The sequence below is a fragment of the uncultured Shimia sp. genome (assembly GCF_913054185.1).
Taxonomy (GTDB): domain Bacteria; phylum Pseudomonadota; class Alphaproteobacteria; order Rhodobacterales; family Rhodobacteraceae; genus Shimia.
The window spans coordinates 1-13,689 of record NZ_CAJXIV010000106.1; the positions used below are offsets into that span (position 1 = coordinate 1).

A 13,689-nucleotide genomic window follows, 5' to 3' on the forward strand; every position below is an offset into this window, starting at 1 on the left:
AAAGGACAGACACCATGAAAAGCCTGATTTCCGCCTTGGCCGTGGCCGCCGCGATGGGCACCGCCGCCTTTGCCGAAACCATCGCCACCGGCGATCTGGGTCTGATCATCGAGCGCGCCAACGGATCCGTGCTTTTGGTGGATCAATCGGAACGCGCCTCACTGGCGCGCATCGAAGGGTTGGGCGATTTGTCTCACGCCTCGATGGTCTACTCCTCGGATGAGCGCTATGCCTACGTGTTTGGTCGCGACGGTGGTTTGACCAAGGTCGACATTGTGGAGCGCAAGATTGCCAACCGCGTGGTGCAGGCCGGGAACTCCATTGGCGGCGCCATTTCAGATGACGGCAAACTGGTGGCCGTTTCCAACTATGAACCCGGCGGTGTGCGCATCTTTGATGCCGACACGCTGGAATTGGTCGCAGACATTCCGACAGACAGCAAAACCATTGGTCTCGTGGACGCACCGGGGCGCCGGTTCGTCTTTACGATGTGGGACACGGGCGAGACCTGGATTGCTGATCTGTCGGGATCCGAGATGGCGATCACCAAAATCCCCGACATGGGCGAAAACCCCTATGACGCGCTGATCACCGGCAATGGCCGCACCTATATCACTGGCTTGTTTGGTGAGGACGGGTTGACCGCGCTGGACCTTTGGGAAGACGATCCCAAACCCATCCGCGTGTTGCCAAACTATGGCCGCGGGCAGGAAGAAATGCCGGTTTATAAGATGCCGCATTTGGAAGGTTGGGCTTTAACAGGGTCTGAATTTGTCCTGCCAGCTGTGGGTCACCATGAGGTGCTCTGGATCGACGCCAACACGCTGGAAGAGACCGCGCGCACCAAAACCTATTCGCAGCCGGTCTTTGCCATGGCGCGGCCTGATGGTCGTCAGGTTTGGGTGAATTTTGCCCATCCAATGAACGACACCATTCAGGTGATCGACACAGTGAGCAAAGAGGTCATACACGAATTCAAGCCCGGACCTGCTGTGCTGCACATGGAGTTCACGCCGCGTGGCCATGAAATCTGGCTCAGCGTGCGGGATGAGAACAAGGTGAAAGTCTACGATACCCACACGTTTGAGCTCTTGCGCGAGATCGACGCGGACAGCCCGTCGGGCATCTTCTTCACCGCACGTGCGCACCGGACGGGGCTCTAAGCGATGCAAGACGTAGCTGATATCCTGGATCGCCAGCTGCTGGATGATTGGCAGCGCGATTTCCCGGTTGTGTCCAAACCTTTTGCTGAACTGGCGAAGAGCTTGGGCACTTCTGAGGCTGACGTGCTGGAGCGTCTGACCGCGCTGCGCAACGAAGGCCGTATCACCCGTGTGGGCGCCACCTGCGCGCCCAACACGCTGTCTGCGTCCACTTTGGCGGCCGTCGCCGCGCCGGCGGGCCGTGTGGAAGAAGTGGCTGCCATCATCAATCAGGAACCGGGCGTCAACCATTCCTATGAGCGGGAAAACCACTGGAACCTCTGGTTTGTGGCCACTGGATCGGATCGAGACGCGGTGGATGATCTGCTGGACCGCATTGCACAGCGCACAGGCCTGCGGGTGATGGATCTACGCCTGCGGCAGCCGTTCAACATTGATCTTGGCTTTAAGATGACCTCCGGCGGCGCGCCCATTTGTCATCCCGCCAAACGCACAGCCGATCCCACCGCAATTGTGGAGGGTGACAAGGCGCTGATGAATATCCTGTCCATTGGCATGCCTCTTGCCCCGGAGCCTTACGCGGTGATTGCCAATCAATTGCACCGCAAGGAAGAGGAGGTGATGGACCGCGTCGTAGCCTTGAGTGACGCCGGCATTCTGTCCCGTCTTGGCGTGATCGTGCGGCACCGTACCTTGGGCTGGAAATCTAACGCCATGGTGGTGTGGAACCTGCCACAGGAGCGTGTGAAAGCAGCGGGCACACAGTTGGCCGCACTGCCGGGCATCACGTTGTGTTACGAGCGCCGCCCCGTGCCGGATGTGTGGCCCTATCGCCTCTACTGCATGATCCACGCGCAATCGCGCGAAGATGCCATGGACGTTTTGGCCAAGGCCGAGGCGCTTTCTGAACTGCAGGATGTGGACCACGATGTTCTCTTCTCCACCCGTTGTTTCCGCCAAAAAGGCGCGGTGATCGACCAAGCCAAAGAGGTGCCCGCATGAGCCAGCTAGATCACATTGACCGCGCGCTGGTGAATGCGCTGCAGGATGACCTGCCGCTGACCAACCGGCCTTTCCTGCCGTTGGCCGAAAGCCTGGGCATCTCTGAGAACGAGTTGCTGTCCCGTGTGAAAACCATGCGGGAAAGTGGGGTGCTGACCCGGTTTGGCCCATTCTTTGACGCGGTGCGCATGGGCGGGGCATTTTGCCTCTGTGCCATGGAAGTGCCGGAGGACTGTTTTGACGAGGTCAATGATCTGGTGAATGCGCATCTTGAGGTTGCCCACAACTATGAGCGCTCCCACAAGCTGAACATGTGGTTTGTGCTTGGGTGTGACACCAAAGAGGGGATTCAGGAGGCTGCTGATAAGATCGAAGGCGAGACTGGCCTGCAAGTCTATCAATTCCCCAAGTTACAAGAGTTTTTCATTGGATTCAGGGTGGCAGCATGAGCATCGATGCAACAGATCGCGCCATTATCGAGGCTCTTCAAGGTGGCCTGCCCTTGGTGCCGCAACCTTATCTTGAGGTGGCACAGAGTCTGAATCTGGAAGAAAGCGAACTCACGGACCGCCTTGCCGCGATGAAAGAAAGCGGCGCCATCCGCCGCATCGCGGCCGCGCCCAACCACTATAAGCTGGGTATGACCGCCAATGGCATGACCGTGTGGGACGTGGATGATGCGGTGCTGAATGACGTGGGCCCGAAGATTGGCGCGCTGCCATTTGTAACCCACAGCTATGAACGCCCACGTGCTCTGCCAGATTGGCCCTACAATCTCTTTGCCATGGTGCACGGCTCTTCCCGTGAGGAAGTCGAAGAGAAGCGACAGGAAATTGTTGCGATCCTTGGCGATGCTTTGCGGGCTTCTGACACCCTCTATTCCACGCGCATTTTGAAAAAGACCGGCCTCCGGTTGCGCAAGAAAGGAGACTGACCATGTTCCGTCTTACCGAATACATGCATCAGCTCGCCAATCCGACCCCGGTGCGCAAGCGTCGCGGATCTGGCCCGGTGAAGCCGGTGGTGATCTGGAACCTGACCCGGCGTTGTAATCTGAAATGCCGCCACTGCTACACCGTGTCTGCCGATGTGAACTTCCCTGGCGAATTGAACCAAGAGCAGGCTTTTGAAACGCTTGAGGATCTTGGCCAGTTCAAAGTGCCTGCGATTATCCTGTCTGGCGGCGAACCTTTGGACAGCCCATATCTCTTCCCCCTGGCCAAACGGGCACGCAAACTGACTCGCGTTTTGGCGCTCTCGACCAACGGCACCAAAATCCATGGGGAGACTGCGGACCAGGTGGCGGAGATTGGGTTCAACTATGTTGGCATTTCCATCGACGGCATTGGTGAAACCAACGACTGGTTCCGAGGTGTCGACGGAGCGTTTGACGATGCTGTGCGTGGTGTGCGGGAGCTGAAGAAACGCGATGTGCGCGTTGGTCTGCGCTTCTGCCTGACCGAGGGCACACAGCATCATTTGCCAGATTTGTTGAAGCTGTGTGATGATGAAGGCGTGGACAAGTTTTACCTCTCCCACCTTGTGTACGCCGGGCGCGGAGACAAAAACCGCGGCGAAGATGCGCATCATTTGATGACCCGCAAAGGCATGGACCTGTTGCTGGAGCGTGCCTGGGAATCGGCCAATGGCGGTCGTGAACTCGATATTGTGACCGGCAACAATGACGCCGATGCAGGATATTTCCTGCAGTGGGCAAAAGAGCGCTTTTCAGCTGATTTAGTCTCTAATCTACGCGATCACTTGGTGGCATGGGGTGGCAACTCGTCCGGTCTGGGAGTCGCCAATATCGACTTCCTGGGCAAAGTGCATCCGGACACCTATTGGTCCGACTACACTGTGGGCAATGTGAAAACCACGCCGTTTTCTGAGCTATGGACCGGCGAAGACCAAATGCTCGCCACGCTACGCACCCGTCCGCGCCCACTGGAAGGGCGTTGCGGAGCCTGTCCAATCAAAGACGTGTGTGGTGGCAACACCCGCATTCGCGCTCTGCAAGTGACCGGCAACCCTTGGGCCGAAGATCCGGCCTGCTACCTCACAAACCAAGAGATCGGCATAGACGATGCCGCCCGTCTTGAAGTCACCCCCTTCCGAGGAAAAAGCAATGACCCGAAACACCAGTTCTTTTAAAGCCGCGCTGCTCGCAACCGTGGTTGCGGGTCTGCCATTTGCGGCGCAGGCTGACCCTATTACCGACTACGAAAAGCTTTGCGCTGACTGTCACGGGGCCAATCGTTTGGGTGCCCAGGGGCCAGCGGTGATCCCGGAGACCCTTAAGCGCATGCGCGGGCCTAAGATTGAGGCAGTGATCCGTGACGGGCGTGTAGCCACTCAGATGCCAGGCTATAGTAACGAGCTGGATGACGCAGCCATTGCCGAATTGTCTGCCTATCTGAAAACGCCACTGGATGTGATCCCACCCTGGCGTGACGCGGAAATCATGGCATCTCGTGTGATGGACGAAGACTACGCGCCGGTGGACGGGCCTGTCTGGACCTCCGATCCAATGAACATCACGTTGGTGGTCGAAACCGGCGATCACCATGTTTCGGTTCTGGATGGTGACACCTTTGAAGTGCTAGATAGGTTCGCTACGCCATTTGCTGTGCATGGCGGGCCGAAGTTCACGCCGGATGGCAAGTTTGTTTTCATCATGTCGCGTGACGGCTGGGTGCAGAAATACGACATCTACGCGCTGAAACAGGTGGGCCGCGTGCGCGCCGGCCTAAACAGCCGCAATATTGCCATGTCCGGGGACGGCAAGTGGCTGGCGGTGGCCAACTACCTGCCCAACACATTGACCATCTTGTCGACCGAAGACCTGTCCGTGGCCGAGGTACACGATGTGGTTGGCAAAGACGGCACCCCAAGCCGGATTGCTGCTGTCTACCAAGCGCCACCGCGCGAAAGCTTTGTTCTGGCGCTCAAAGATGTGCCGGAAATTTGGGAAGTCTCATATGCCAAATATCCGGACTTAAACATCTTTGCCGGTGGCCTGGCGCATGACTATCGCGTCGAAGGGCCCGTGCCGCAGGAGACAGATTTCCCTGTGCGCAAGATCAGTACGCCGGATTACATGGATGATTTCTTCTTTGATCAGTCTTACGAATACGTCATGGGCGCCTCGCGCAAAGGCGAAGGTGGGCTTGTGATGGACTTGGTGATTGGCCAGAAAGAGGCTGATTTGGATCTTCCCGGCATGCCGCACCTTGGTTCGGGTATCACCTGGGAGTGGAATGGCACCACCGTCATGGCCACGCCGCACCTCAAAGATGGTATGGTGTCGGTGATCGATATGGAAAGCTGGCAGACCGTGAAGAAGATCAAGACCGAGGGTCCCGGATTCTTCATGCGCTCGCACAAAAATTCGCCTTATGTCTGGGTCGATGTGTTTTTTGGTCCCAACAAGGATAAGATGCATGTGATCGATAAGGAGACTTTGGAGATCGTAAAAACCTTGCAGCCGGAGCCTGACGCCACTGTTGCCCATGTTGAGTTCACCAAAGACGGCAGCCACGCACTGGTGTCGATTTGGGAAAATGATGGCGCGGTGATTGTTTATGACGCCAAAACCTTGGAAGAACTTAAACGCCTGCCTATGAACAAACCCTCTGGCAAATATAATGTCTGGAACAAGATCACCTTCGAAGAAGGCACCAGTCACTAAGCCAGCATAAAAGGAGCCAGTGATGTCACAACTTGATGCACTTATTGTTGCACACGGCCAGCCCTCAGCCCAAGACGCGGCAGAGGGCGCACTGGCCTCCTTTTTGGCCGAAATAGAGCCACATGCACCGAGCTGTTCCCTTGGTGCTGCAACGCTCGCAGCACCTGGAAAATTGGAGCACCAATTGGAGAGGTTGCGCCCGGGCGGCTTGATCTATCCGCTGTTCATGTCTGAGGGTTGGTTTGTAAAATCCAACCTTGCCAAGCGGCTCGGCGCGGCACCTGTTCAAGTGATGACGCCATTTGGTATGGACGATGCGCTGATCTCTCTCACTGCCAAAGCGCTTCAGGCAACTGCAGGGTTTGGCAAAGGGCCGCTGCTCCTCGTGGCGCACGGCTCGGCAAGTGGTCGCAAGGCGCCAGCTCAAGTGCCTTTGGATTTTGGCAAACGCCTAAGCGATGCATTGGAGGGATACCCGGTGCATGTTGGGTTTATCGAGCAAGAACCACTGATAAGTGATGTTGCTCGAATGGTGCCAGACGCGGGTCTTTGTTTGCCGTTTTTTGCAATGGAAGGCGATCACGTTCAGTCCGATGTGCGGGATGCGCTCAAAGGTGCAGGGTTTGTCGGAGAAATTCTTCCTGCAATCAGCAGACTGCCGGGAATGAGCCAGAGAATAGCAGAGTCTATTCAGGCCGAACTGGGCAATAATTCGCAGGTCAGCGCAGCCTGAAACTTAGCCGCGCACAAAACCCAATATAGCGTCAAGATCCGCTGGCACCGGGTTCGCCAGCTCGCCAACAAACGCCTCAAACCCTTTTCGCGTGGCCTCACCCGCACCCAGCCCAACAAGCACTGGAATGCCTTTTTCTAAGGCATCTGCTATGGCGTGCCGAAACCCACGTCCCTCAGCTTCTTCTGGCCCAAACTTATTGAGCAAAAACGCGTCGGCACGTGTCACTCCGGCTTGATCAACCGCAGCCACCGCTTCTGCGATCGCTTCCGGGTTCAAGCGACACCCCTGTGAGTCTTTTCCAAGGGATTGCGTGATGCGAATGCTGCGCCCATCGGACAGCACGCGCACATCTATGTCACAGTGATGGCTGCCTGCAGGTTGGTCTTGCAGGACTTTCACAATGCCGTTGAGGCAAAATCCCTCCGCCTCCAACGTCGCCGCGGCCTCAGAAATTAGCCGGTCGGTTTCGCCGCGACCGGGCGCGGAGACATAGCCAATACGCATCCCGTTTTCCCTTATTAGTCTCTATTGCGCCGCCATTGGCACGCGCGCGACTTCACACTGGCTCCACAACGCTTCAAGCGCCTGCAGCAGGTGGTCGATGTCCGCATCGGTGTGCACGGGCGATGGTGTGATGCGCAACCGTTCTGTGCCTTTGGGCACAGTTGGGTAATTGATTGGCTGAATGTAGACGCCATAATCCCGCATCAACGTGTCGGAGATAAACTTGCATTTCACCGGATCCCCCACCATCACCGGAATGATGTGCGATGGGTTTGGAATGTGCGGAATGCCCATGGCATCCAGTCCTGTGCGCACTTTGGCAACACGCTCTTTCTGACTGTCGCGCTCGACATTGGACTGTTTCAAATGCTGCACCGACGCACGTGCCCCTGCTGCGACAGCTGGTGGCAGGGCCGTGGTGAAAATAAACCCGCTGGCAAAGCTGCGCACAAAGTCACAAAGCTCGGCACTGGCCGCGATATAGCCGCCAACAACGCCATAAGCTTTGCCCAATGTGCCCTCAATCACGGTCAACCGGTCCATCAGCCCTTCGCGCTCGGCAATCCCGCCGCCACGGGCCCCATAAAGGCCAACCGCATGCACTTCGTCGAGATAAGTCATGGCGCCGTATTTATTGGCCAGATCACAAATCTCTTTGATCGGGGCGATGTCGCCGTCCATGGAGTAAACACTCTCAAACGCAATGAGCTTGGGTGCGTTTGGATCTGCTGCCGCAAGTTTGGCCTCAAGATCCTCCAGGTCGTTGTGTTTCCAGATCACACGCGCTGCCTTGGAATGGCGAATGCCCTCAATCATAGACGCGTGGTTGAGGGCATCGGAGAACACGATGCAGCCGGGAATTTGGCTCGCCAAAGTGCCCAAAGCCGCCCAGTTAGAGACGTATCCGGAGGTGAAGAGCAGAGCAGATTCTTTCCCGTGCAAGTCAGCCAGCTCCGCTTCCAAGAGCACATGTTCATGCGTGGTGCCGGAGATATTGCGCGTGCCACCTGCGCCCGCGCCAACCGTGTCCAATGCGGTGTGCATGGCGGTCAAAACGTCTGGGTTTTGCCCCATGCCAAGGTAGTCGTTTGAACACCAGATTGTCACTTCACCACTGCTGTCTTCGCCAGTGTGGTTGGCGCGCGGGAAGTTGCCCCGTTTGCGCGCAAGGTCCGCAAAGACGCGATAGTTTCCGTCGTCACGCAAGGCATCAAGACGCGTTGTGAAATATGCCTGGTAGTCCATCGGACATCCTCCGGTAGATTCTGGGTTGGCTTATTGAACCGTATTGCACCGCGCTTTCGCATGACCTTTGTCAAGCGTGTCGCTTTTTGTTGCGGCGCAAAAGTGCTTTGGAGAAGGGGATAAGAAGACCAACCGCCTGCTGCCCGGTCAAGAGACAGCGTTCGGCCCCGACATGCATGAAAAGTCCATACACCAAGGCGGTTGGCCTGTGGGCGAAACACGCCCGGGCGTGATGCTTGCCGCCTCTGGCCTCACCCAAGATCAGAGGCAACACATTCACTGAGGCCGAATTCAATAACAGGGACAAGAGGACGCGAATACCCTTGCCGGGTGAACCTGTCCTCGTTGTGACATGGCTTGGACTACAGCCACTTAACAACGGTCAAGACAGGGCAATTTTCTCGGCTAAAGCCTTAAAAATATGGGGAAATGATGTTTGTGATATGCAGCTATTTGGGGGGAGGAAACAGGTCTCCAAAACGCAAAACACCAAACCCGAGGGTGGGTCTGGTGTCTGCTGGATCGTGACCAATCCGGGGGAGGGAGGGGCGGCTGAATGGGTCAGCCTAGGTGGCCACGTCAGTGTCGGGTTTCTGCGTCTTTGTCAGCAGCGTCTTCGGCTTCATCAATCAGCCCGCGAATCCATCGGCCGGATATCCAGGCAAACGGGATGCCCAGTACAATGCCGCCAAGGATCGCTTGTTTGGTGGAGATCACCTCAAAGCCAATTGCCTGCAACAAAAGAAACAGGAAGAACAGGTTCACATAGGCGGCCCCCGCGGCAAACGGGTACATCACCAAGGATACCGCCCAAAGGGGCCATCTGCCGTCTCTATGTTGCGTCATGGTGTTCATTTCTTGCGGAAGACCGATCGTTGCACGGCATAGAGGGCGAGGACCATGGCGATTACGGCGCCTGCCAGCCAAAGTGTGGCGCCGCCAACCGCATGGGAGTGGCCGTCGATGACGGCCTCACGCAGAGGGGTGTGATCGTGGTGGGCGAAGGCGGGTGAGGCCAAAACCCCAGCCAAAATGGCCAGAGGGAACCTGTTCATGAGAAGACTCCTGTTGTGTTCTGCGGCCACAATAGCGAGTCGTGTGCCAATTTGGTTTGACCATGATCAAGCGGGGTCACATTGCAGAGGGCAGTGCGTACAGCAGCATTGCCAGGCTGAGGAACCCGACAAGGATCAGGGTGAATCCGCGCTGAAACGTGGGCGCATTTCGCAGACCAAGATAGTCGGACAGGATCAAACGTGACTTGACGCCAGCCAAGGCCAGCACTGCGGCGACAAAGATTGGTCCAGCCTCCGGCAACACACCGGCAAACACGGTTGTCGCAAAAGAAAAGGCAATCAAAAGCAGCCAGGCGCGGGTCAGAACTGTGATCATCAGTGCACCAGATAGATGATGGGAAAGAGCAGGATCCAGATCAGGTCGACCATATGCCAAAAGGCGGTGCCAGCCTCCAGATTGCGGGGCGTGTGCCAACGCATCAGCAAGCCAAAGATCACCAAACCGGCCACCACATGCAGCGCGTGAAACCCTGTGAGCAAGTAGTAAAAGGTGAAGAAGTCGCTGGTCTCAATACCAATGCCCAAACGGGTTTTTTCGGCGTATTCGAGCCACTTCACGACCAGAAATACCACCCCGAAGACAATGGCCCTGGTGAGCCAGGCTTTCATATGACGGGCGGAATGCACCGCCCTCGCCGCGCAGTATCCGCTGGTCACCAGCACGATTGTATTGGCGGCCCCCGCCACGCGGTTGAGCTGCGCCTGATCAGCGGCAAAGCCAACCGGATCCATCGCCCGCATGCCGAGAAACGCCAACAACCCTGCGCCAAACACCAGAAGTTCGGACACAATCAGCACCCAGATCATCAAGTCACCAGGCAGCTCGTCCAGCACAGAGGTCTGATCGCTCATGCGCCGCCTGTGATCTGGCGATAGATTTCAGGCAAAGCTGCAGTCAGGCGGGTTGGGTCCGGCACCACAGAGAAGCCGTCCGTGCCAAAAATTCGCTGTACCCAGCCCTGGCCTTTTTGATCGACCACAACCCCATGTACTGCATGCCCACGACGGCGCGCCTCGCGCACCGCCATACGGCTGTCCTCAATGCCGTGACGACCTTCGTAGTGGTCCAGATCATTGGGTTTGCCATCGGTGATCACCAGCAGCAGGCGGCGGGAATTGGGCCGGTCGTCCAGTCCAGCCGCCGCATGGCGCACTGCCGCGCCGAGGCGGGTATAAAACGCAGGGTTCAACCCGCCAATCCGCGCTTCGACTTTGGCGCTCATGGTTTCATCAAACTCTTTGCATGTTTGCACATAGACCCGGTCGCGTTTGAGCGATGAAAAGCAGTTGATGGCAAAGTCGTCACCACAGGCATTGAGTCCCCAGGCCAAAGCGGTCAACGCTTCGCGTTCCACCTCGATCACTGAACGGTCCCCGATGGCCGATTCAGTGGAGCGGGAAATGTCCATCAGCACGGAAATTGCCAGATCACGGTCCATAACTTTGGCGGCGCGATACACGCGGTCACTGGACCGACCCGTGGCGCGCAACTCTACTTGGGCAGCAATTGCGGCCTCAAGGTCCAATTCATCCCCATCAAGCTGACGTGGCAGGATCACCCGTTTTGGACGCAGCGCTTCAAACTGACGTTTCACCGCACGGATACGCCGCTCTGCTGCCGAATCGTGCTCCAACGCTTCCACTTCGTCCGCAATACTCGACAATACCCGCGCATGGTTGGGGATGTAGGCCCCCTTACGGTGATCCCACTCCGGATACATGTGTTTGCCGGACAACTGCTCCCGATCGGCATCCTCAGGCGACAAATCGAGGTGGAACTTCAAGCGTGTGGCTGTCTTTTTGGAAATCTGACCCAGTGCCAGTTCATCCTGGTCATCTGCCGCACGACGGGCATTGTCTTCGTCATCATCCTCAACCCGCCGGTTCATGTTGAGGCTCTCAACCCAGCTAAAGATGGCTTCAAACTTGTGCAGGATCAGGCTGTCACGCCGTTCAGCAAGGTCACTTTCGGATCGGCGAGCCGCTTTGGTGCCTTCAGAATCTTCGCCGGAACCTTCGCCCTGTTCTTCGCTTTCCGGCAGACGGTCCACGGCTGCACGTTCTGTCATTGGTCGCAAATCCGGCCACATTGGAATCGATTGAAAAGGACGGTATCCATGGGGCGCCGTGATTGTATCCAGCGACGCTGCAGGTTGGCGGATCAGCATTATGAACTCGGCGGCCAGACTGTTTGTTGGCTCCGGTCCCCCCAAAAGATGATCGATCGCCGCTTCGAGGGCCTTTTCGTATCTGGGGAGCTGTGTTGTTGGCCGTTGTGACCGGCAGGCGCCAACAAGAGTTTCATAAAACCCGCGCAGGCCGGGGCAATCTTTCAGTGTCTCCTGCGTCATGGCGATGGAGGCTTGCAGTGCCCGAAGATCCGCGCGCAGCGGGTCGTCCTCTTTCACAGGCTCAGGGGCGTGGGCAACCGAGGCCACCAGCCAAAAATACAGCGCCGCATTGGCTTCGCGGGCTGGGAATTCAGCGATGTGCTCTGGAAGGCGCAACGCCTCACCATCAAAACTTGGGCGGGCTTCGCGCTCACGCCACGTGCCCAACGTGCGGCGCCATGACAGGCGGTGGTTGGACACTTTCAAAGTAGCGGGTTTGATCTCAGCGCCATGTGAGCCGCCAAGCCCACGGAAAAAGACACCAAGTCGGCCGGAAACATCTTCCAGCGCCACGGCGGCATCCTCATGGGTGTCGCGGGCGTCCAGTCGGCTGGCAAAGGTATGCCACAGCTTGCCAACGGTCTCTTCTGGCTCAAAAATATCGAATTCATGTTCGGACATGGGGCACCTCGGGTGATTAGGTAACGTCCAGGAAAGAAAAACAGCGACCGACCGTTCTGGGTGGCCGGTCGCTGCCGAGGGCGGTTAAGCAACTAGAGGGACGCTTAACCGTATATCGCAGTGACCAGATCCATCAGGCCACGTTTGACGTCTTCGTCGTCTGTCAGTGGCTCGATCATGGCGGTGCGGATGGCGCGCTCAACGGACATGCCGTCGGCAATCAACGTCGCACAATAGATCACCAGGCGGGTAGAAACGCCTTCTTCCAGATCCTGACCCTTCAGACCGCGCAGCTTATTGGCCAATCGGACAAGTGCGGTGACGCGATCTTTATCCAACCCGGTTTCGTGCTCAACAATGTCAATTTCCCGATCTTGGGCTGGGAAATCAAAATCAATCGACAAGAAACGCTGACGGGTGGACGGCTTCAGAGTCTTCAGGATGTTCTGATAGCCGGGGTTGTAGCTGGCCACGAGCATAAAACCCGGAGCGGCTTCGATTTCTTCGCCGGTTTTGTCCAGCGGCAGGATGCGACGATCATCTGTGAGCGGGTGCAACACAACAGTCACGTCTTTGCGGGCTTCGACAACCTCATCCAGGTAACAGATCGCCCCTTCGCGCACAGCGCGCGTCAAAGGACCATCCACCCAAATGGTTTCTCCGCCTTTCAGCAGGTAGCGACCCACAAGGTCAGCGGCAGAAAGGTCGTCGTGGCAAGCAATGGTATAAAGTGGGCGGCCAAGTTTGGCCGCCATATGGGCGACAAAGCGTGTCTTACCGCAGCCGGTAGGCCCCTTCAGAAGCAGTGGCAGCCCGTGGCGTTCAGCAGCTTCAAAGACATCACATTCATCAGAGACGGGTGAGTAGAAGGGGGCTTTCGCCCCCTCCGTGGTTTTTTTAACAGCAGCCATACTCAGGCTCCTTCGCTTTCAGTTGTACCGGACGCGATGATTTCTTTGCGGGGGGCCAGCTGCGCATAGATGAACAGGATAGCGCCCACCACAACACAGAGACCGGAGCCCCAGCGCATCAGGTAGAACAGATTGAGACCTTCTTGGATGTCCATGAAGTTTTCACCCAGAACCCGCTGCATGTGGGTTTGCACGGTGCCTGCAAAGGTCAGGACAAAGGTCATGAACGCCATCCCACCGGTCATCAGCCAGAAGCTCACCATATTGAGCACCTGATTGTAGGGGTCCCGGTTGGTCAGGATCGGGAAGGCGTAGGTGAAGATGGCCAGGTTCACAGCTACATAGGCACCATAGAAGGCCAAGTGACCGTGGGCCGCGGTGATCTGTGTGCCGTGGGTGTAGTAGTTCACACCGTGCAGCGTGTGCAGGAAGCCCCAGACACCCGCCCCAAAGAAGGCCACGGTGGCTGCACCCAATGCCCAAAGCAGTGCTGCTTTGTTCGGGTGGTCACGTTTGCCTTTCCACACCATGACAAAGCTGAAGCTCATCATTGCGAAGAAGGGGATCACCTC

The 13,689-nt window shown here is 57.1% G+C and carries 16 protein-coding genes; 7 read left to right on the forward strand and 9 right to left on the reverse strand.

The features are described 5' to 3' along the window. The first annotated feature begins 53 nt into the window (after positions 1-53). The 7 genes from QZ517_RS17350 to QZ517_RS17380 are packed head-to-tail and all read left to right on the forward strand — an operon-like array spanning position 54 to position 6,586. Positions 54-1,163 (forward strand): cytochrome D1 domain-containing protein, encoded by a 1,110-nt coding sequence (locus QZ517_RS17350; RefSeq protein WP_294229400.1) that lies wholly within the window; start codon positions 54-56, stop codon positions 1,161-1,163. Positions 1,164-1,166: 3 nt separating this feature from the next. After that, positions 1,167-2,165: an AsnC family transcriptional regulator gene (locus QZ517_RS17355; protein ID WP_294229361.1), complete on the forward strand. Its 999-nt coding sequence runs from the start codon at positions 1,167-1,169 to the stop codon at positions 2,163-2,165. After that, a complete protein-coding gene (locus tag QZ517_RS17360) occupies positions 2,162-2,614 on the forward strand; it encodes an AsnC family transcriptional regulator (protein WP_294229364.1) in 453 nt (150 codons plus the stop codon). Before QZ517_RS17355 ends, QZ517_RS17360 begins: the two co-directional genes overlap by 4 nt. Further along, positions 2,611-3,099 carry an Lrp/AsnC family transcriptional regulator gene (locus QZ517_RS17365; RefSeq protein ID WP_294229369.1) on the forward strand — a complete coding sequence of 163 codons (489 nt, stop codon included), beginning with the start codon at positions 2,611-2,613 and terminating at the stop codon, positions 3,097-3,099. The genes QZ517_RS17360 and QZ517_RS17365 overlap by 4 nt, the downstream gene beginning before the upstream one ends. 2 nt (positions 3,100-3,101) lie before the next feature. After that, complete coding sequence (gene nirJ / locus QZ517_RS17370) at positions 3,102-4,316, forward strand: heme d1 biosynthesis radical SAM protein NirJ (protein WP_294229371.1); 1,215 nt, start codon at positions 3,102-3,104, stop codon at positions 4,314-4,316. Beyond that, on the forward strand, positions 4,291-5,853 hold the full coding sequence (locus QZ517_RS17375) for a cytochrome D1 domain-containing protein (protein ID WP_294229374.1): 1,563 nt from the start codon (positions 4,291-4,293) through the stop codon (positions 5,851-5,853). Before nirJ ends, QZ517_RS17375 begins: the two co-directional genes overlap by 26 nt. 22 nt (positions 5,854-5,875) lie before the next feature. Beyond that, entirely contained in the window at positions 5,876-6,586 is a 711-nt protein-coding gene (locus tag QZ517_RS17380) for a cobalamin biosynthesis protein CbiX (RefSeq protein WP_294229377.1), read from the forward strand. Between the two features lie 3 nt (positions 6,587-6,589). Here the strand turns inward: QZ517_RS17380 and QZ517_RS17385 are convergent, their stop codons facing one another. From QZ517_RS17385 to QZ517_RS17425, 9 genes are all read right to left on the reverse strand, one after another. Then, the gene (locus QZ517_RS17385; protein WP_294229380.1) at positions 6,590-7,093 is read right to left on the reverse strand and encodes a DUF2478 domain-containing protein; all 504 of its coding nucleotides are present in this window, start codon (positions 7,091-7,093) and stop codon (positions 6,590-6,592) included. A gap of 21 nt (positions 7,094-7,114) precedes the next feature. Beyond that, positions 7,115-8,338, reverse strand: coding sequence for a 5-aminolevulinate synthase (gene hemA / locus QZ517_RS17390; RefSeq protein ID WP_294229382.1), 1,224 nt, complete (start codon positions 8,336-8,338; stop codon positions 7,115-7,117). Positions 8,339-8,917: 579 nt separating this feature from the next. After that, a complete protein-coding gene (locus tag QZ517_RS17395) occupies positions 8,918-9,184 on the reverse strand; it encodes a hypothetical protein (protein ID WP_294229385.1) in 267 nt (88 codons plus the stop codon). Positions 9,185-9,189: 5 nt separating this feature from the next. Then, positions 9,190-9,393, reverse strand: a complete 204-nt coding sequence (locus QZ517_RS17400) for a hypothetical protein (protein WP_283424565.1) — start codon at positions 9,391-9,393, stop codon at positions 9,190-9,192. Positions 9,394-9,469: 76 nt separating this feature from the next. Then, positions 9,470-9,730 carry a cytochrome C oxidase subunit IV family protein gene (locus QZ517_RS17405; protein WP_294229390.1) on the reverse strand — a complete coding sequence of 87 codons (261 nt, stop codon included), beginning with the start codon at positions 9,728-9,730 and terminating at the stop codon, positions 9,470-9,472. Continuing rightward, positions 9,730-10,266 (reverse strand): cytochrome c oxidase subunit 3, encoded by a 537-nt coding sequence (locus QZ517_RS17410; protein ID WP_294229392.1) that lies wholly within the window; start codon positions 10,264-10,266, stop codon positions 9,730-9,732. The genes QZ517_RS17405 and QZ517_RS17410 overlap by 1 nt, the downstream gene beginning before the upstream one ends. Continuing rightward, positions 10,263-12,206, reverse strand: coding sequence for a nitric oxide reductase D protein (locus tag QZ517_RS17415; protein ID WP_294229394.1), 1,944 nt, complete (start codon positions 12,204-12,206; stop codon positions 10,263-10,265). The genes QZ517_RS17410 and QZ517_RS17415 overlap by 4 nt, the downstream gene beginning before the upstream one ends. 104 nt (positions 12,207-12,310) lie before the next feature. Continuing rightward, positions 12,311-13,117: a CbbQ/NirQ/NorQ/GpvN family protein gene (locus QZ517_RS17420; RefSeq protein ID WP_294229395.1), complete on the reverse strand. Its 807-nt coding sequence runs from the start codon at positions 13,115-13,117 to the stop codon at positions 12,311-12,313. Positions 13,118-13,119: 2 nt separating this feature from the next. After that, a partial coding sequence (locus QZ517_RS17425; protein ID WP_294229398.1) for a cbb3-type cytochrome c oxidase subunit I occupies positions 13,120-13,689 on the reverse strand: 570 nt, incomplete at its 5' end.